At 74.7% G+C, this 18,082-nt stretch carries 14 protein-coding genes; 7 read left to right on the top strand and 7 right to left on the bottom strand.

Features of this window, described 5'->3' with window-relative positions; translation table 11 throughout:
- Nucleotides 1-13 precede the first annotated feature (13 nt).
- Nucleotides 14-511, bottom strand: a complete 498-nt coding sequence (locus AB0M28_RS09980; RefSeq protein WP_365400776.1) for a GNAT family N-acetyltransferase — start codon at nt 509-511, stop codon at nt 14-16.
- Between the two features lie 129 nt (nt 512-640).
- Here AB0M28_RS09980 and AB0M28_RS09975 point away from each other — a divergent pair, with 129 nt between their 5' ends.
- Entirely contained in the window at nt 641-1,099 is a 459-nt protein-coding gene (locus AB0M28_RS09975) for a CU044_2847 family protein (protein ID WP_365400661.1), read from the top strand.
- Here AB0M28_RS09975 and AB0M28_RS09970 read toward each other — a convergent pair.
- The gene (locus tag AB0M28_RS09970; protein ID WP_365400658.1) at nt 1,047-2,678 is read right to left on the bottom strand and encodes a chloride channel protein; all 1,632 of its coding nucleotides are present in this window, start codon (nt 2,676-2,678) and stop codon (nt 1,047-1,049) included. The two genes, AB0M28_RS09975 and AB0M28_RS09970, sit on opposite strands and share 53 nt — an antisense overlap.
- A 270-nt stretch (nt 2,679-2,948) precedes the next feature.
- Here AB0M28_RS09970 and fxsA point away from each other — a divergent pair, with 270 nt between their 5' ends.
- Genes fxsA through AB0M28_RS09955 form a run of 3 tightly spaced genes read left to right on the top strand, consistent with a single transcriptional unit; the run spans nt 2,949 to nt 5,691 of the window.
- Complete coding sequence (gene fxsA, locus AB0M28_RS09965) at nt 2,949-3,182, top strand: FxSxx-COOH cyclophane-containing RiPP peptide (RefSeq protein WP_365400655.1); 234 nt, start codon at nt 2,949-2,951, stop codon at nt 3,180-3,182.
- Nucleotides 3,179-4,480 carry an FxsB family cyclophane-forming radical SAM/SPASM peptide maturase gene (locus AB0M28_RS09960; protein WP_365400653.1) on the top strand — a complete coding sequence of 434 codons (1,302 nt, stop codon included), beginning with the start codon at nt 3,179-3,181 and terminating at the stop codon, nt 4,478-4,480. Before fxsA ends, AB0M28_RS09960 begins: the two co-directional genes overlap by 4 nt.
- Nucleotides 4,477-5,691: an HEXXH motif-containing putative peptide modification protein gene (locus AB0M28_RS09955; protein ID WP_365400650.1), complete on the top strand. Its 1,215-nt coding sequence runs from the start codon at nt 4,477-4,479 to the stop codon at nt 5,689-5,691. Before AB0M28_RS09960 ends, AB0M28_RS09955 begins: the two co-directional genes overlap by 4 nt.
- Here AB0M28_RS09955 and fxsT read toward each other — a convergent pair.
- The 4 genes from fxsT to AB0M28_RS09935 are packed head-to-tail and all read right to left on the bottom strand — an operon-like array spanning nt 5,688 to nt 13,622.
- Complete coding sequence (gene fxsT / locus AB0M28_RS09950; RefSeq protein WP_365400647.1) at nt 5,688-10,091, bottom strand: FxSxx-COOH system tetratricopeptide repeat protein; 4,404 nt, start codon at nt 10,089-10,091, stop codon at nt 5,688-5,690. The genes AB0M28_RS09955 and fxsT overlap by 4 nt on opposite strands.
- Entirely contained in the window at nt 10,088-11,164 is a 1,077-nt protein-coding gene (locus tag AB0M28_RS09945; RefSeq protein WP_365400644.1) for an AAA family ATPase, read from the bottom strand. The genes fxsT and AB0M28_RS09945 overlap by 4 nt, the downstream gene beginning before the upstream one ends.
- Nucleotides 11,161-12,630, bottom strand: a complete 1,470-nt coding sequence (locus tag AB0M28_RS09940) for a hypothetical protein (RefSeq protein ID WP_365400641.1) — start codon at nt 12,628-12,630, stop codon at nt 11,161-11,163. Before AB0M28_RS09940 ends, AB0M28_RS09945 begins: the two co-directional genes overlap by 4 nt.
- On the bottom strand, nt 12,627-13,622 hold the full coding sequence (locus AB0M28_RS09935) for a trypsin-like peptidase domain-containing protein (protein WP_365400638.1): 996 nt from the start codon (nt 13,620-13,622) through the stop codon (nt 12,627-12,629). The genes AB0M28_RS09940 and AB0M28_RS09935 overlap by 4 nt, the downstream gene beginning before the upstream one ends.
- Nucleotides 13,623-13,798: 176 nt before the next feature.
- Here AB0M28_RS09935 and AB0M28_RS09930 point away from each other — a divergent pair, with 176 nt between their 5' ends.
- From AB0M28_RS09930 to AB0M28_RS09920, 3 genes are all read left to right on the top strand, one after another.
- Nucleotides 13,799-14,890 carry a GTP-binding protein gene (locus AB0M28_RS09930; RefSeq protein ID WP_365400635.1) on the top strand — a complete coding sequence of 364 codons (1,092 nt, stop codon included), beginning with the start codon at nt 13,799-13,801 and terminating at the stop codon, nt 14,888-14,890.
- A 194-nt stretch (nt 14,891-15,084) separates the two neighbouring features.
- Nucleotides 15,085-16,113, top strand: coding sequence for an L-threonine 3-dehydrogenase (gene tdh, locus AB0M28_RS09925; RefSeq protein WP_365400632.1), 1,029 nt, complete (start codon nt 15,085-15,087; stop codon nt 16,111-16,113).
- Between the two features lie 91 nt (nt 16,114-16,204).
- A complete protein-coding gene (locus AB0M28_RS09920) occupies nt 16,205-17,422 on the top strand; it encodes a glycine C-acetyltransferase (protein ID WP_365400629.1) in 1,218 nt (405 codons plus the stop codon).
- A 4-nt stretch (nt 17,423-17,426) separates the two neighbouring features.
- On the opposite strand, the gene AB0M28_RS09915 is transcribed toward AB0M28_RS09920, so the two are convergent.
- On the bottom strand, nt 17,427-17,984 hold the full coding sequence (locus tag AB0M28_RS09915; RefSeq protein ID WP_365400626.1) for an SMI1/KNR4 family protein: 558 nt from the start codon (nt 17,982-17,984) through the stop codon (nt 17,427-17,429).
- Nucleotides 17,985-18,082: the final 98 nt, after the last annotated feature.

The following is an 18,082-nucleotide window of genomic DNA, read 5'->3' as shown; positions in this document are numbered from 1 at the left end:
ACGACACGCTGGACTACGCCCCGAAGGACGCCTCCCACCGCTCTTCCCCGTCCTGCATGCGGTCGGTACGGACCAGACCGACCGCCCCCGCGACAGCCGCCGACGCCGCGTGACCGGGGTGGACATGCGCGTACACCTGGCCCACCCCCCGCGACCGCAGCCAGTCCACCAGCCCCCGCGCCGCCTCGGTGGCGATCCCCCGGCCCTGCCAGGGCGTACCCACCACCCACGCGATCTCCGCCCCGTCCCCGGTGATCGTCGCCTGCACCGTGCCGGTCAGACAGCGCTCCTCGTCCAGCCGGACCACCCAGTTGCCCCAGACCACGAACGGGTCGGGGGACCCCGCGACCAGCCGGGCGTAACGCGCGCGCAGCTCCTCCCGCGTCAGGGGGACGCCGCCGATGAACGCGTGCAGCGCCGGATCACCCAGCACCTCCGCCATCTCGTCGGCGTGCTCCACCGCGAGCGGCAACAGGCTCAGCCGCCGCGTCCGGATCGCCTCGATGTCCACGCGCACCCCTCGTCATGATCACCCGTGCCCGCGCACGGCCCGCACGAGCGTACCCGCGCACTCCACCGGAGGATTGCCCCCCGGGGTGCCCGCTGCCGATGATGAAGGCTTACGCCGAGGGGGGAGCGCATGGCCGAGGAACTGGTGCGGTTCGAGCTGGGGGACGGGGCGGCCGCCGTGTACGTCGAGCTGGCCGAGGACGACTCCGGCGTGGAGCGGGTACGGCGGCGCGCCGACGGTACGCGGACCGAGGCCGTCGCGGGCTTCGAGGCGGGCCTGGACCAGATCCGCGACGTGGCCGGCCGCACGCTGGAGCGGATCACGTCGATGGCACGGTCACCGTCTACCGTCGAGCTGGAGTTCGGGGTGAAGTTCAACGTCGAGGCGGGCGCGGTGATCGCCCGTACCGGCGTCGAGGGCCATCTGAAGGTGAAGGTGGTGTGGGAGAACGACGCCCTCGCGAGGCGCCCGCAGCCGGAGGAGGAGGACGCACCGCCGCCGGCCGCACCGGAACCGGAGCCCGCCCCGCCGCCCCTCAGCACGCCCGCGGATCCGTCGACGTCACCGACACCGGATCAGGCGCACTGACGGCGGCAGGATCAGACGCGCTGACGGCGACCGGATCAGACGCACCGACCGCCACCGTGTCCGCCCCACCAACCCCCCGCGGCTCCGGCGCCCTGCCGACCGGCCCTCCGTCGCGGCCCGGCCCCCCGTCCCCGACCCCACCGGCCTCACCCCGTACCGACGCCCGCACGGCCGCCTGCGCCACCGCCCCCGACGGCACCCGCTCCGCCTGGCTCTTGTACAACGTCACCCGTCCCGCCACCCCCTGCGCACACAGCACCGCCAGCAGCCCCGGCCCCAGCAGCGCGGCGTTGCCGAACATCTCCGAGGTCATCACCAGCACCCCGAGCGGCGCACGGGCGACGGAGCCGAGGCAGGCGGCCATCCCGACCGCGACGAGGACGAGCGGGGTGCCGGGGGCGATGCCGAGCGGTTCGGCGAGGCGCCACACCAGCGCCCCCACCCCCGCGCCCACCACCATGCACGGCCCGAAGATGCCGCCCGAGGCGCCGGATCCGACGGTGAGGGCCGTCCCCGCGATCTTCGCGAAGGGGATCGCGATCACGACGAGGAGCGGCAGGTCCCTCAGCACCCGCTCCTGCGTCAGCCCCTCCATCAGCCCGTACCCGGTGCCCAGCACCCCCGGCACCAGCAGCCCCAGACCGCCGACGAGCAGCGCGGCGACCGTCGGCGCGGCGATACGGCTCCACGCCCTGCGTGCGCGCCGTTCCACCCGGTTGTGCACGGCGTAGAACGACCAGGCGTAGAGCCGCCCCGCGCCGCCCGCGACCAGCCCCACCAGGGCGATGAGGGCGATCCCCGGCACGCCGCCGAGGCTCTGCGGCGCGTGGGCGCCCAGCACCGGCTCGAAGCCGTAGCAGGCACCGAACACCAGCCAGCCGGCGACCGACGCGATGAGGGACTTCGGCAGCACGCGGGCGTCCATGCCCCGGCGGTACAGCAGCTCCGCGCCCAGCAGCGCCCCGCCGAGGGGTGCCTTGAAGATGGCGCCGACGCCGGCGGCGAGGCCGATCACCAGGGCGGTACGGGCCTGTTCGCGCGTCATTCCGGTACGGCGCGCGATGACCGAGCCGAACGCGGCGGAGATCTGCGCGGCCGGTCCCTCCGTACCGGCGGATCCGCCGGAGCCGATGGTGACGGCCGACGACACGAGCTTGACCACCGTCACCCGTCCGCGCATCCCGGTCGGGTCCTTGTGCGCGGCCGCGATCGCCGAGTCCGTACCGTGGCCGCGCGCCTCGGGCGCGAGCCACACGGCGAGCGCCGTGGCGACGAGGGCGCCGCCGGCCGCGACGAGCGGCACGATCCACGGGCGGTCGGATCCGGTCAGCGTCCGGAAGCCGCCCTCGGCGGTGGTCCGGTAGGGCTGGTATCCGGCCACGCCCTCCAGCAGCCAGCCGGTGCACAGGTGCAGCAGCCCGAAGAGGGCGGCGGCGCCCAGTCCGGCGACGACGCCGATGAAGGCGGCGGGGGCGATCCAGCGGAGCGTCGAGTCGTCGGAGTCGTCACCTGGCAGGAGCCGTGCGGCACGCGCCCGTAACGGCCGGCGCCGCGAGCTCTCTTCGCCGTCATACGACACCGCGTCTCCCCCGCAGGCTTCTGTCGGCCGACACCTCCGCACTATGAGGGTGACGGCCAACTGTTCGATGGTCAACCGGGCAGCCGGTGAATCGGCCACCTGTCGGCCGCCCCGGTAAGCGGGCATCATAACGGCCGCCAACGCCTTTGCCGGGAAGCCCGTCAAGCCTGATTCGCCCGCTGCCCCCAATGGGGTGACGTGGATATGCTCAGATCAAACCGGCATGGCGACAGGGGGCTGAGTGCGATGTCACACGGGGGCGGTGCGGGCGTGGCCGACATTCCGGATCTGACGGGGGTTCCGCTCGAGGAGATCCTCGACGGCACCAGTCCCGCCCTGTCCGCGGCGCTGCGGCGCGTCCTCAGCCATCTCGCCGGCGAGGAGGCCCCGGTCGCGGCGTACGACTCGGGAGGCGACCCCAACGAGGGCCCCCGGCGCGGCGACGGCGCCGCGTTCACCCGCGCCGGCCCCCCGGACCCCGGGCACCGCGCCGCCGCCTCATGACGGCCCCCGCCGGCGCCGCCCCCGGCCGGTGGCCCGACGAGCTGCTCGACGTCGCCGCCCTGCGCGCGGGGGGTGAACGCCCCCTCCCCTTCCGGGAGTTCGTGATCAAGGTGCACAGCCGGTGCAACCTGGCCTGTACCTACTGCTACGTCTACGAAGGCGCCGACCAGCTGTGGCGCTCCCAGCCGCACACCATGGCGCCCGGCACGGTGCGGCAGCTGTGCCGGCGGATCGCCGAGCACGCCGAACGGCACCGGCTGCCCTCGCTCCGCGTGATCCTGCACGGCGGGGAACCGCTGCTGGCGGGAACCGCGTTGCTCCGGGACCTCACCCTCACCCTGCGCCGGCTGCTGCCGGACCGCACCCGCGCCGAGGTCGTGATCCAGACCAACGGCCTGCTGGTGGACGACGACGTGCTGCGCCTGTGCCACGAGGCGGACATCCGCATCGCCGTCAGCCTCGACGGGCCGCCCCGGGTGCACGACAGGGGGCGCCGCGACCCGGCCGGGCGCGGCAGCCACGCCCGCGTCTCCGCCGCCCTGCGCCGCCTCGGCGGCCCGGAGCACCGCGACGTCTGGGCGGGCATCCTGTGCACGGTGGACGTCACGGCGGATCCGCTCGAGGTGTACGAACACCTGCTGGCGTACGAGCCCGAGGCGATCCGTCTGCTGCTCCCCCTCGGCAACTGGACGAACCGGCCGCCGCAGCGCACCGACGACCCCGCCCACATCCCGTACGGGCGGTGGCTGGCCGCGGTGTTCGACCGGTGGTACCACTCCCCCGGACCGCCCGTACGTATCGCGTTCTTCGAGTCGGTCCTCGATCTGCTGCTCGGCGGCGTCTCCCGTACCGAGACCATCGGCGGCGCGCCGTCGCAGCTCGCCGTCGTCGACACGGACGGCTCGCTCACGCTCTCCGACCAGCTCAAGTCGGCGTTCGAGGGGGCCGACCGCAGCGGCTACGACATCCACCGGCACCCGTTCGACGCGCTGCTGGACCATCCGGGCCTGGTGGCCCGCCAGTCGGCCGCGCGCGGACTGGCCGCCGCGTGCAGCACCTGTCCGGTCGGCGCGGTGTGCGGCGGCGGCCACTACCCGCACCGCTACCGGGCGGAGAACGGCTTTCTCAACCCTTCCGTCTACTGCCCGGACCTGATGGCGCTGATCCGGCACGTGGCCGGCGTGGTCCGGGCCGACGTCACCAGGGCCACGGGGGCCGGGGAGCCGGCCGAGCAGCGCGGGTCCGGGGAGCCGACCGAGCCCGGCGAACCGACCGAGCAACCCGGGACCCGCCCTTGACGTACCCGGGCCGGGCCGCCGCGCCCGCACTGCCGCTGCCGCGCGCCCTGTGGCGGCAGGCGGCGCGCGGGGTCCCCGACGCCGGCACGCTCCGGCTGCTGCGCACCGCACGCACCGGCCGGAACCTGCTGCTCCTGCGCGCCCTGCACCGGACCCGCACCGGCGGTCCCGGCGGCCGGCTGCCGGGCATCGACCTCCTCGCGGCCGTACGCCGCCACGCGCCCGCCGTGTTCGACTCCGTGCTCTCCGACCCCGCCGCCGGGGCGGCCCTCGCCGAGGCCGTACGGACCGGCCGGCACGGCGCGGTGGCCGTGCTCGCGGCGGCCGCGGGGCACCGCTCGGGGCTGGCGTTCCGGCTGGACGTCCCCGTGTCCGGCGGCATGCTCGTGCTGCCGGGGCTCGGCCACGCGGTCCTGGGCGCGGACGCCGGCGCGACGGCCCGGGTGGAGCGGGGCGCGGGCGGGACGGTCGTCCGGTGCGGCTCGCAGGTCGTCCCCGTCCCGGACGGCCCCGGCTGGACGCCCGTGCCGCGTCTCCGGTTCGCCGCGCACGGCGCCGAGTTGGCCGTACGACTGGAGCGGCACGGGCCCGAGGGCCTCGGCACCGCGGGGCCGTCGGGGCCCGAGGTGGTCGCGGGCTGGCGCGGCCGGCTCGGCGCCGCCTGGGAGGTGCTCGCCGCCCGCCATCCCGACCGGGCGCGTGCCGTGGGCGGTACCGTCCGGGCGGTGCTGCCCCTGGACGCCGCGCGGTCCGCTCCCGGCGGCGGGCAGCGCCTCGGCGCGTCCGTCGGCGACGCGTTCGGGCTCGTGGGCCTCGCGCCGCTCGACGATCCGGCGGGTCTCGCCGCCCTGCTGGTGCACGAGGCGCAGCATTCGCTGCTGTACGCCCTGCAGGACCTCACCCGGCTGATCGACGCCCCGCCGGGCGCCCGCGCCCCCGCTCCGTGGAGCGACCGGCCGCGGCCGCCCTCCGCGCTGCTCCAGGGGACCGCCGCGTTCCTCGTCACGGCCGGGTTCTGGCGTACGGAGGCGGCACTCGGCAACCCCCGGGCCCCGGCGCCGTACGAGCAGTGGCGCCTGACCGCCCGCCGCGCCTGCGACGAACTGGCCCGTGGCGGCTGGCTCACCGACCACGGCCGGCTGCTCCTGGACGCGATACGGACGGTCCTCGACGAGTGGGACGCCACCCCGCCGCCCGTCAGGGCCCGCTAGATGGGCGGCGGTTCGATATCGCACTCCGCCCGCAGGCCCGCCGCCGCGGCGCGGCTCTCCGGGTGTTCCGGTCCCAGCGTCGCGAGGTAGCGGCGCTGCACGGACGCCAGCAGCTCCTCGCCGCCCTCGTCGTCGCCCGTCGCGATCATGTCGAGGGCGACGTTGGTCAGGGCCGCCAGCGTCGTGGGGTGGCGGTCGCCGTAGCGGGTCTGCAGGCCGCGGGCGCACTCCTCACCCAGCGAGCGGGCCGCGCCCGGATCGCCGTCCCAGGAGAGGTCGGTGGCGAGGTTGACGCGGGCGAGCAGCAGCCAGGGGTGGTCGTCGGGGAGGGCGCCGGTCAGCGCGGACACGGTCTCCTCGTCCACCCGGCGGGCCTCGGCACGCCGGCCGGCGGCACGCAGGGCCGCCCCGTGGTTGACGCCGGCGACCGAGGAGAGCGGGTGCCGGGGGCCGAGGACGGCGTGGTAGCGGCGCAGCGCGTCGGCGCCGTGTTCCTGCGCCGCCTGCGGATCGCCGGTCAGCCGCAGGTCGTTGGCGATGTTCGTGAGGGCGGCCAGGGTGTCGACGTGGTCGGGGCCGAAGTGCCGCTGGTACAGCTCCAGCACCTCCTCGGCGAGGGCCAGGCCCTGGCCGAACTCGCCGGCCTTGCGGCAGGTCACCGCCATGTTCTTGATGGCGCGCAGGGAGTGCGGGTGCTGGTCGCCGTACTCGTCGCGGTAGCGGGCGAGGGTGGAGGTCTGCAGGACGAGCGCGTCCAGGTAGCGGCCGCATTCACGCAGGTCGCGGGCCACGTTGTTGATGGAGAAGAGCGTGGAGCGGGCGGTGGGCCCGAGGAGTTCGAGCCGGGCCTCGTGGACCCGCTCGTCGATGGCGAGCGCGTCCTCGTAGCGGCCGTTGACGCGCAGGCTCACGCCGTAGTTGTGGCCGACGGCCAGCGCCCACGCGGGGTGGGGTTCGGCCAGCCGGGACACGCGTTCGTACGCGTCGCGGTCGAGTGCCAGCGCGTCGCTGAAGCGGCCCGCGGCCCGCAGGTCGGCGGCGGTGGCGCCGGCCACGGTGAGGGTCTGCTGGTGGTCGTCGCCGACGGTGGCGCGCAGCCGTCGCAGGATGTCCTCGTTGGCCCGCCGGGAGGCGTCGAACTCGGCGAGCTGCCAGTGCGCGCTGGCCTGCACCCGGCGGGCCCGCAGGGTCTGCAGATGGTCGGGGCCCAGCGTGGCGGTCCAGCCGCCGACGATCTTCCGGGCCAGCTGGACCGTCCCGCGCAGGTCGCCGCGGGCGACCAGGTAGCCGAGGATGCCCAGCGCGGTGTCGCGGACGTGCTCGTCGCCGCAGCGCAGCAGGCCCGAGGGTTCGAGGTGGGGCAGGATGTCGGCGTAGCCGCGCCAGTTCTCCGGGCGCTGCGAGTCGCCGGGGTCGTGCGCGGCGAGGATCTGGTGGACGTGGTGGCTGAGTTCGGTGCGCCGCTCGTCGGAGAGCTCGTCCTGCAGTACGCCGGCGAGCAGCCGGTGCACCTGGAGGGTGCCGGTCCCGGGGTTGACGGTCAGCAGCGAGTACTGGTTGATCGCGAGTATCGCCCGGCCGCGGGCCAGCTCGTCGCGGACGACCGCGGCGACGTCGTCGGGCAGCGGCAGCCGCCGGGCGTCGCGCAGGAAGGACTGGGCGATGGGTTCCGGGCCGAAGAAGGCCAGCAGCCGCAGCAGTTCCAGCGCCTGCGGGTGCTGCTCGCGCAACAGCTCCATGGAGGTGCGCCAGGTGGCCGCGACGGGTGCGACGCCGGAGGCGGCGGGTTCGGCCAGCACCTCGCGGCGGCGGTTCTCCAGCAGGTCCAGATAGGCGCCCGTGCGGATGCCGGACTGGGTCTGGGCCGCCGCGGAGTGCTCCAGGGCCAGCGGCAGGTCGCCGAGCGACTCGGCGAGCCGCTCCGCCTCCTCCCGGGTGGCCCACGGTGTGCGCTCGCGCAGGAAGCCGATGCTCTCCTCGCGGGTGAACACGTCCACGCGCAGCGCCTGTACGCGCCCGGACCAGCCGGAGTGGCGCGAGGTGACCAGAACGTGTCCGGCCCCGTCCGGTACGCCGAGCAGCGAGGGGATGTACGGGATGACGTCCTGGGGCGCGCCCGCGTTGTCCATGACCAGCAGCCAGCGTTTGAACGGGGTGCCGGTGGCCATCGCGGCCAGCACCCGCTCGACCGGGTCGCCGGGCCCCTCGGCCGCCGCCCCGAAGTCCGCGACGAGCGAGGCGAGCTGCTGGCGGATGACGGCGGGCTGCTCGGCGTCGATCCACCAGATCCGCTCGTACTCCGTGTGGTGGCGGTGCACGTACTCCACGGCCAGCCGGGTCTTGCCGACGCCCCCCATGCCGTACAGGGCGTACGGCAGCACGGCCACCCGGTCGTCGGCGTTCAGCATCCGCCGCAGCTCGTCGAGCTCCTCCTCCCGGCCCGTGAAGTGGGGCGCCTGCGGCAGCGGCATGGCCCGGGGCAGCCGGCCCGGCAACGCGATGCCCGCGGGCGGTGTCCTCGGTCCCGTCGGGCCGGCCGGCGGCTGGGTGGTGGGGGAAGGGGCGGGATCCATCGGCACTTCCTCCGTGTTCCGGGCCGGGTCCCCGGCCTGAGCGACGGGGGCGGGGGTGGTGCTGGGCGAACCCTGGGAGTTCTGCCCAGGAGATCCCGGATCACCCCTTTCCGCCGGTTGCGTAGGGGTGACGGCCTGCTCCCGCGCACGCTTCAACGCCCCCGCGTAGGGCGGTCCCAGCGCCGCCAGCGCGGGCGCCGCCGCCGACAGCAGCTCGCGGTCCGCGGCGGCCAGCGCGGTCGCGTCGAGGTCCGCCGGGGTCGTGAGGAGCGTGCCGAGGAGGCCGGGGCGTGCGCCCAGGGCGCGGCCGGCGATACCGGAGACCTCCTGCAGGGTGCGCAGGGTCTCCGTGCGGCCGAGCCCGCGCAGCAGCTGGTCGCGGACGCCCTCGGCGAAGTCGTACGGCGGCTGGTCGCCGTCGGTGTCGGTGTCGGTGTCGGTGTCGGTGCGTACGGTCAGCAGGCCGCCGAGGAGGATCTCCGCGAACGGCAGCGGTCCGGCCGCCCGCCCCAGCAGGCGCTGCACCGCGCCGACCGCCTGCGGCCGCAGCGGCACCATCGCGAGGCGGGCCGCGAACCGGCGTGCCTGGGGCGAGGCGTGCCGCAGGAAGCGGCCCACCGCCTGGTCGGCGGTGACGGGGCGGGCCCGGACGTCCGGGGTGAGCGGGGGCAGGCACTCCTGGGCCAGCCCCTCCTCGCCCACCAGCAGGGCGGCCACATCGCTGTGCCGGGCAGCCTCGCCGGTGACCAGGCGCGCCCACCCCGCGAACCAGGCGGGCTCCAGCTCCAGCACGGGCACGGGCACGAACGGGGTGCGCTCCCAGCGGCGGTTGCGCCGCTGCAACAGCAGCGCGTTGGGCAGGCCGGGCGCCACCGCGCGCACCCGGATGTCGCGGGGCACCGCCTCGCACAGGTCCCAGAGCCGGCTCGGCAGCGGCTGGAGTACGGCGACGGGTGCGTGGCGCGCCCACCGGTGCAGGAGCCGCGGCAGGGTGCCGGAAGCCCACGACTCGCCCACGCAGTCACTCAGCAGCAGCACCAGTCGCCGCCCCTGGGGGTGGAACAGCTCGCTCGGGGCGCGCACGGTGCCGCCCCGCTCGGGCTGCAGCCGCGCCGACTTCCCGCCGGGTACGGTCAGCCGCCACACCCGTACGTCGGCGAACGCGCCCTGGCGGCGCAGCAGCTCGGCGAGGTCCGCCGCCACGTCCTGCCAGACGGACATCGACACGCTCTGCTCGACGACGAGGGCGACCTCGAACCAGCGGTCCGGTACATCCGTCAGCACGGGGCTCCAGCGGCCCAGCTCGGCCGAGCGGACGGCGGTCGCCTCCTCGTGCAGCACGTGTCTGCGGCCCGTGCGGATACGGCGGTTGAAGGGGCGCAGGGCCCGGGCGAGGCGCAGCGGGTCGCGCAGGATGCCGGGGCGGGTGTCGGTGTCGAAGAGGGCGGGGACCGCGCCCCTCGTGAGCGAGGACGGGAGCGGGTGGCGGGGTGCGGAGTCGGGGCTGTCGAACCCGGGGAGCGGCTCGAGGCCGGGGGCGTCGTACGCGACCGAAGGCTCACCGTCGTACGGACCGGGCTCGTCGTCGGTGTGCGCGATCCCGTCGGCCTGCTCGTCGTACCACGGAGGCGGCGTTTCAGGCGGGGAGCCGGGGCTGGGCTCCGGTGGGGCGGCGGGGGCGGAGTCCTGTGCCCCGGGCGGCGGCTCCGGCCAGGGCCGGAGCTCGTTCCGTAACGCGGCCTCGCTCGCCCCGACCCGGTCGGCCAGCCACAGCGCCTCCGCCCATTCGCGGGCCGTCGGCGCCGGGCCTCCCGTCCGGCCGGTCATGGCGAGGTGTCCGTCGCCAGGCTCCGCCACAGGGCGGACCGCAGCCGCGACCACGACGCCTCGTCGGCGTCCGCGGCGCCGTTGGTGAGCATGTGCACGGTGTTGAGGAGCTGGTCGGCGGCCAGCGAGCCGTCGCCGCGCTCCTGCAGGAACGAGCGGATCAGCTGCCGGGTACCGGCGTCCGTGCGGGGGCCGAAGTGCGACTCGATCATCGCGGCGAGGCGGTCCTCGTCGGGCGCGGCGAGTTCGACCTCGAGGCAGCGGCGGCGGAACGCGGGCGGGAACGCGCGTTCGCCGTTGCTGGTGATCACGACGACCGGGAACTCGGAGCAGCGGACCCTGCCGTCGCGCACCACGACGGGATCACCGTGGTCGGCGGTGCCGACGCTCGCCTCCCTGCGGGACTGGCCGAGCCGTTCGAGTTCGCGGATGCGGAACTCGCCCTCCTCGAAGATGTGCAGCAGGTCGTTGGGCAGATCGACGTCGCTCTTGTCCAGTTCGTCGATCAGCAGCACCCGGGGCCGCCGCCAGGGCAGCAGCGCGGTGCCGAGCGGGCCGAGGGTGAGATAGCGGCCCACGTCGGGCAGCGGTCCGCGCTCCGCGCCGGGGCCGGTGCCCACAGGGGCGTCCTGGACCCGGCCGATCGCGTCGTAGTCGTACAGCCCGTCGCGCAGCGTGGTGCGGCTGACCACGGGCCACCACAGCACGCGGCCCAGGCCCAGTTCGGCGGCGATCTGGTAGGCGAGGCTGGACTTGCCGGTGCCGGGCTGGCCGGTCACCAGCAGCGGGCGTCTGAGCTGGAGGGACGCGTTGATGACGTCCACCACGGCGTGGTCGAGCGTGCCCGCGCGCCGGGAGCCCAGTTTGCGGTCCACGTCGGCGGAGTCGGCCGGCAGCGGGATGGCCAGCGGCGGGCTGTCGGTGTCCGGCCGGAAGCGCCGCCAGGGCGGGGGCGCGGGCAGCGGGGGCAGTTCGTCGGCGGGCGTGTGGTACGCGCCGTTGTCACGGAACACCCACCAGGAGGGAGGTCGGGGATGCCGCTCCTCGCGCAGGTCGGTCGTCTCCCCGGTCATGGATTGCCACCCCCGGTCCGCGGATGCCCCAGCACGGGCTCCGCCCCCTCCAGTCCGTCTCGGCTGTCCCACACTAGAGTTATGTGCCGATGCAGGTCCAGCGTCCTCGTGCCATTGACCGAGCCTCGTAACATTCGTACCCGCTCGGGCAGCGCCTCCAACCGTCCGCCCAGCCGGTTCCACAGCTCGGGCCGGGCGTCGGCGTGCCGGCCGCTGCGGCGTACGGCGATGATCGCCGGGATGCCGACCTCCAGCAGGACGTACACCGGATCGGCCGTCAGATCGCCCTCGTAGGGCGGCGGTTCGAGCAGCACGAAGCACACCGGCGTGTCGCTGTTGCGCAGTTCGCTGAGCAGGTCGCCCGGCGCCGGGATCCCGCCCGGCGGGACGCACCGCACGGCCGGGGCGTCGAACTCCCCGTCGGGGTGGGACTCCAGCCAGGTCAGCCGGCGGCGCAGCGCGGGCCACCAGTGCGGGTTGCGGAACCGGTCGCTGCTGCGCACCAGCACGGTGTGGTCGGCGCCGATCGGGCGCGCCACCGACCCGGACGGCCGGATCGCGAACTGGTCGACCTCCAGCCACAGCAGCGGCCGGGGCAGCACGAACTCCACCCGCAGCCCGGCGCTCAGCTCACCCAGCCGGGTCAGCGCCTGCTGGTGCACCGTGGCGACCTTCGCCTCCAGGGCGGCCCTGGACGTCACATGGCAGTCGGCGAGCAGCACCGGCAGGGCCTCCCCCGGCGTCACCAGGCTGGCGCGGAGGTGGAACCGGTTCCCGACCGGCGTACGGCCGTCGATCTCCACCAGCAGGCGCGACGGCTCGAACGGCCGCCCGCTGCGGGCCGACTCGCGGGCGCGCAGGCCCAGCAGCCGCTCGCGCGGGCAGCCGAGGCGGCGCGCGACACGGTCGTTCCACGTCCGCAACTCGTCCTCCAGCAGCGGGTCCTCGCGTACGGCGGCGGCCTCGACGAAGGCGAGCAGCGGATGCACGCCGTCCGGCGGCATCAGGACGTCGTCGAGCGCGTCGAGCAGCGCCGCGGTGCCGGCCCGCGCGGGCAGCGGCGGGGACACGAAGCGCAGGGCGAGGGCCGCCAGCGACGCCGTGCAGGTGCGGGCGTCGAGCAGGGCGAGCAGCTGCTCGCGCTCGTCCGGGGTGAGCAGGCTGTCCGGGTACAGCAGCCGGTACAGCTCCTCGACCCGCGCCCAGGGCAGGCTCTTGGTCTGCTCGGCGCCGAGCGCGTCGAGGAAGCACCGCAGCCCGCCGGGGAAGCGGTCGCACAGGTCCAGGGTCGCGTGGACGTCGTGGAACAGGGACCCGGTCTCCTGCAGGGGCCAGACGCCGTACCGCTCGGTGAAGATCCGGGCCGCGTGCCGCAGCGTCGCCCCGCGGCTGAGGGTGGACGTGCGGATGATGTGGGAGGCCAGTTCGGAGAGCGTCTCGGAGCGCGAGGCTCCCGGGCCGCTCACGGCTCGGGCTCCGCGCGCAGCTGCGCGACCACCCGGTCGAACTCCCGCATCGGCAGTGACTCCCGCTCGTACCAGCGCAGCGCGGCGGCGAGCCGTTCGACGCCGTCGGCGTACTGCAGGCACGTCTCGACGATGCTCCGCACGTCCTCCATCAGCACGGTCGAGCGCTGGGCGATGGCGAGGATCTCGTCGCCGGTCTCCCGCAGCACGCTCTCGCGGCGCTGCGGGTCGCGCATGCTGGGCACGCGGATCAGGGCGGTGGTCAGCTCGCGGTCGGCGCCGCGCGGCCAGCCGGCGTCGCGGCCGGGACCGGCCGGCACGGCGTCGCCCAGCAGCGGGCAGTAGCGCACGATCGCCTCCACCGGGATCATCCAGGCGACGCCGGACTCGGACGAGCGTGGTGCCGCGACAACGATGCCTAGGACGTCGCCGTTCTCATCGGTGGTTCCCGCCCCGCTGTACCCGCCGCGCACCCAGGGCCCCAGGGGTTCCCGGCCGCCGAGCTGGATCCAGTCGGGGCTCAGCCCGCCCGCGCCGATGAGGCGGGCCTCGACCCACAGGCCGGGGCCGGCGGCGGTGGACTGGCCGAAGACCTTCACGGCGCGGCCGCGGGCGGGGCCGCAGCGGCGCAGCCGGGCCGGTGCGCAGTCGGCGGGCGGCCGTCCATCCAGCTGCAGCACGGCGACGTCCGCGCGCTCGCCGTCCGGCGGGGCCCAGCCCTGCGGCAGTACGGCGGCGTACGACGGGTCGTCACTGCGGGATCCGGGATGGTCGACGGTGACCGTCCGCCCCTGCGGGCTCTCCCCCTCCTCCAGCCCGAGCGCGGCCTGTACGACGTGGGCGCACGTGAGCACCCGGCCGCCGCTCACCAGGACACCCGACCCCTGTGGTGCGCCGTCCGCGCCGAGAATCCGCATCCGCCAAGAGTCCTCGATCGCCTGCGCCACACCGCCCCCGTTCAACTCCGCCGTGTACATGATGTTGACAGACAACCACAGCCGGTGACAGCGATCCGCCCGAACCCGGAACCCGATCGTCCCTCGACGCGACTCGTCCGCCTCCCGTCGCACTGCGCGACGGGGCTCCGCCCCGAGACCCCGCGGGGGCGGGGCGGTTGGGTGGGCCGCGTGTCGGTGGGGGCGCTTAGGCTTGGGCGGTGTTGGACCGTATGACTGATCCGTTTCGCGGAGAGATCCCCTTGGCCGCCGTCCCGATTCCCGTCATCCTGCTCACCGGCTTCCTGGGGTCCGGCAAGACCACGTTGCTGAACCGGCTGCTGCGCGCCGGGGGCGGTACCCGGATCGGGGCCGTCGTCAACGACTTCGGGAGTATCGAGATCGACGCCATGGCCGTCGCCGGGCAGGTCGACGCGATGGTCTCCCTCGGCAACGGCTGCCTGTGCTGCGCGGTCGACGCGAGCGAGCTGGAGGCGTGTCTGGACCGGCTCGCGGCGACCGGGCGGATCGACGTGATCGTCGTCGAGGCCAGCGGGCTGGCCGAGCCCGTGGAGCTGGTACGCATGGTGCTGGCCGGGGAGAATCCGCGGCTGGTGTACGGCGGGCTCGTCGAGGTGGTCGACGCCGCGGAGTTCGACGCCACCCGTGAGCGGCATCCGGAGATCGACCGGCATCTGGGCGTGGCCGACCTCGTCGTCCTCAACAAGGCGGACCGCGTCGGGCGCACGGCCCTGGACCGACTCCGCGAGACAGTGGCGGCGCTCAGCCCGGGCACCGCCGTCGTGGAGACGGCGTACGGCCGGGTCGACCCGGCGCTGCTCTTCGACCCGCGGCCCCGGCGGGACACCGCCACGCGGCAGCTGTCCTTCGCGGACATCCTGCGCGAGGAGGAGGACGACCACGCCGACCACGCCCACGCCCGGTACGACAGCGTGGCGTTCACCTCGCACGAACCCCTCGACCCGCGCCGGCTGATGGCCTTCCTCGACCGCCGCCCCGAGGGCCTGTACCGCGTCAAGGGCCACGTGCACTTCGCCGCACCGGGCGACGAACGGAAGTTCGGGCTGCACACCGTCGGCTCCTTCCTGCGCTTCACACCCGCGCCCTGGGCCGCGGACGAGCGGCCACAGACGCGGCTGGTGCTGATCGGCACGGGCATCGACGCGGACCGCGTACACAAGGAGCTCGACGCCTGCCGCGCGGACGCCGACCTGGACCGGGAGACGGCCGAACGCGGGATGTGGGGCGTACTGCGCTTCGTCCAGCCGGCGCAGGACCAGGCAGCGGCACCCCCCGCGCCGTGAAGCAGACCTGGGGGCGCCCTTAAGAAAACCTCGATGGCCCCGCGCCCCGATCTGCGGCAGATTCTCCTGTGGCGGCCCCCGTGCGAGGGCCACACCCCACCCTTACGCGACTTGCCCGTTTTATCGTGTTTTCCTCGGAGAGGAACACGCGCGCGGACGACGGCGCGGACAACCGAACGACAGGAGCCCATACGGTGAAGGCGCTGGTCAAGGCCGAGGCGGAGCCAGGACTGTGGCTGACGGACGTGCCGGAACCCGAGATCGGGCCCGGTGACGTGCTCATCAAGGTGCTGCGCACCGGTATCTGCGGCACCGATCTGCACATCCGCAAGTGGGACGGCTGGGCCCAGTCGACCATCAAGACGCCGCTGGTCGTCGGGCACGAGTTCGCCGGCGAGGTCGTCGCGACCGGCGCCGCCGTCTCCGACATCGCCGTCGGCGACCGCGTCAGCGGCGAGGGGCACCTCGTGTGCGGCAAGTGCCGCAACTGCCTCGCCGGCCGCCGCCACCTGTGCCGCGCCACCGTCGGCCTCGGCGTCGGACGTGACGGCGCGTTCGCCGAGTACGTGGCGCTGCCCGCGTCCAACGTGTGGGTGCACCGGGTGCCCGTGGACCTGGACGTCGCCGCGATCTTCGACCCGTTCGGCAACGCCGTGCACACCGCGCTGTCCTTCCCGCTCGTCGGCGAGGACGTGCTGATCACCGGCGCCGGCCCGATCGGCCTGATGGCCGCCGCCGTCGCCCGGCACGCCGGTGCGCGCAACGTCGTGATCACCGATGTCAGCGAGGAGCGCCTCGCCCTCGCCCGCAAGATCGGCGTCAGCCTGGCGCTGAACGTCGCCGAGACCTCCATCGCCCAGGGCCAGCGCACGCTGGGGCTGCGTGAGGGCTTCGACGTGGGCCTGGAGATGTCCGGCAACCCGATCGCGATGCGCGACATGCTCGCGAACATGACCCACGGCGGCAAGATCGCGATGCTGGGGCTGCCGGCCGAGGAGTTCGCGGTCGACTGGGCCCGGATCGTCACCTCGATGATCACCATCAAGGGCATCTACGGCCGGGAGATGTTCGAGACCTGGTACGCCATGTCGGTGCTGATCGAGGGCGGCCTCGACCTGTCGCCGGTGATCACCGGGCGGTACGCGTACACCGACTTCGAGGCCGCCTTCGACGACGCGGCGAGCGGCCGCAGCGGCAAGATCATCCTCGACTGGACCGCCTGACCCGCCCGACCGGGACCGGACGCCCCGCCACCGGACCGTCCGATCCCCAGCGACCGCACCCTCCGCCTCCCCTAGCCGGCAAGGACCCGACATGTTCGACTCCGTACGCCCCCAGCTCCAGGCCACCCTCGACGAGATCACCGCGGCCGGGCTGCACAAGCCCGAGCGCGTCATCGACACCCCGCAGTCCGCGTCCGTGCATGTCTCCGCGGGCGGCCGCCCCGGCGAGGTGCTGAACTTCTGCGCCAACAACTACCTCGGCCTCGCCGACCACCCGGACGTCGTCGCCGCCGCCCGCGAGGCGCTGGACCGCTGGGGCTACGGCATGGCCTCCGTGCGCTTCATCTGCGGCACGCAGGAGGTGCACAAGGAGCTGGAGGGCCGGCTGTCGGCGTTCCTCGGCCAGGAGGACACGATCCTGTACTCCTCCTGCTTCGACGCCAACGGCGGCGTCTTCGAGACCCTGCTCGGCGCCGAGGACGCGGTGATCTCCGACGCCCTCAACCACGCCTCGATCATCGACGGCATCCGGCTGTCGAAGGCCCGCCGGTTCCGCTACGCCAACCGCGACATGGCGGACCTGGAGGCGCAGCTGAAGGCGGCCGTGGAGGGCGGGGCGCGGCGCAAGCTGATCGTCACCGACGGTGTGTTCTCCATGGACGGCTACGTCGCGCCGCTGGGCGAGATCTGCGATCTGGCGGAGCGGTACGACGCGATGGTCATGGTCGACGACTCGCACGCGGTCGGCTTCGTCGGCCCCGGCGGACGCGGCACGCCGGAGCTGCACGGTGTGCTGGACCGGGTCGACATCATCACCGGCACGCTGGGCAAGGCCCTCGGCGGCGCGTCCGGCGGCTACGTCGCGGCCCGCGCGGAGATCGTCGCCCTGCTGCGCCAGCGCTCGCGCCCGTACCTCTTCTCCAACAGCCTCGCGCCGGTGATCGCCGCGGCGTCGCTGAAGGTGCTGGACCTGCTGGAGGCCGCGGGCGATCTGCGCGAGCGGCTGGCCGCGAACACCAAGCTGTTCCGCTCGCGGATGACCGAGGCCGGCTTCGAGATCCTCCCCGGCGACCACGCCATCGCCCCCGTGATGATCGGCGACGCGGCGGTGGCGGCGCGGCTGGCGGAGCTGCTGCTGGAGCGCGGCGTGTACGTGATCGGCTTCTCGTACCCGGTCGTCCCCCAGGGCCAGGCCCGGATCCGGGTCCAGCTGTCGGCGGCGCACTCGACCGAGGACGTGAACCGGGCGGTGGACGCGTTCATCGCGGCCCGGGAGGCGATGAACGTCGAGGACGCCGGCGCGCGCTGACCCCTCAGTCCTCGTCGTCGGCCGCGTACTCCCAGGTCAGGAAGTCGCTGTCCGGCCCCGGCGGGACATAGCAGTCGAGGATCTCGCCCGTCTCCAGGGCCTTCGCCGCATGGTGGAGGAGGGAGGCGGGCGAGTCCCACATGGGGTGGGCGGTGGGATGGGGCGCCTCGCCCTCCCGGTCGTGCTGGCCGATCCGTGCCGCGGCACCCCGCCGGGTGTCGACGTAGAGGCAGCCGCCGGAGCCGTCGGCCGCGAAGGGCACGTACCAGGGCCGGAACGCCTTCGACGGGGACCGCGACCAGACCGAGGTCTTGATCCGCCACATCTCGGCGACGCCCTCCGCGCCGAGCGGCGTATGGACGGGCGGCAGGCAGAACGCGCCGCCTCCGTCGTGGCGGCCCAGCGAGGCGGCCAGCTCGGCGGGCAGCGGCAGACCGAGCAGCCGGCTCAGCTCGGCCAGCTGTCCGGCGGTCGCGGGCGCGGCGAGCTGGTGCAGCTGTCCGCGCGCGGCGAGCCAGGTCTCGACGCGTGCCCACGAGTCGGCGACCGGCGGTACGGGCATGGCTGGCTCCTCGGGTACGGGCCGGGGCGGTGCCGTACGTCCTGGACCCGCCCCGCGCGGGCGCGGGCCGCGACACGGTCAGGGACATCGCGTCCCTG

Origin of the sequence: Streptomyces sp. NPDC051940 (assembly GCF_040680895.1) — a bacterium.
Classification (GTDB): domain Bacteria; phylum Actinomycetota; class Actinomycetes; order Streptomycetales; family Streptomycetaceae; genus Streptomyces.
Note: the sequence above shows the minus strand (reverse complement) of the source record. Positions and strands in the feature narration are given on the sequence as shown.

Coding starts and splice junctions, on each gene's coding strand:
- AB0M28_RS09915 (WP_365400626.1), bottom strand. CDS start 17,984: ATGCCCGTACCGCCGGTCGCCGACTCGTGGGCACGCGTCGAGACCTGG.
- AB0M28_RS09945 (WP_365400644.1), bottom strand. CDS start 11,164: ATGACCGGGGAGACGACCGACCTGCGCGAGGAGCGGCATCCCCGACCT.
- AB0M28_RS09930 (WP_365400635.1), top strand. CDS start 13,799: ATGACTGATCCGTTTCGCGGAGAGATCCCCTTGGCCGCCGTCCCGATT.
- AB0M28_RS09960 (WP_365400653.1), top strand. CDS start 3,179: ATGACGGCCCCCGCCGGCGCCGCCCCCGGCCGGTGGCCCGACGAGCTG.
- AB0M28_RS09920 (WP_365400629.1), top strand. CDS start 16,205: ATGTTCGACTCCGTACGCCCCCAGCTCCAGGCCACCCTCGACGAGATC.
- fxsT (WP_365400647.1), bottom strand. CDS start 10,091: ATGACCGGCCGGACGGGAGGCCCGGCGCCGACGGCCCGCGAATGGGCG.
- AB0M28_RS09975 (WP_365400661.1), top strand. CDS start 641: ATGGCCGAGGAACTGGTGCGGTTCGAGCTGGGGGACGGGGCGGCCGCC.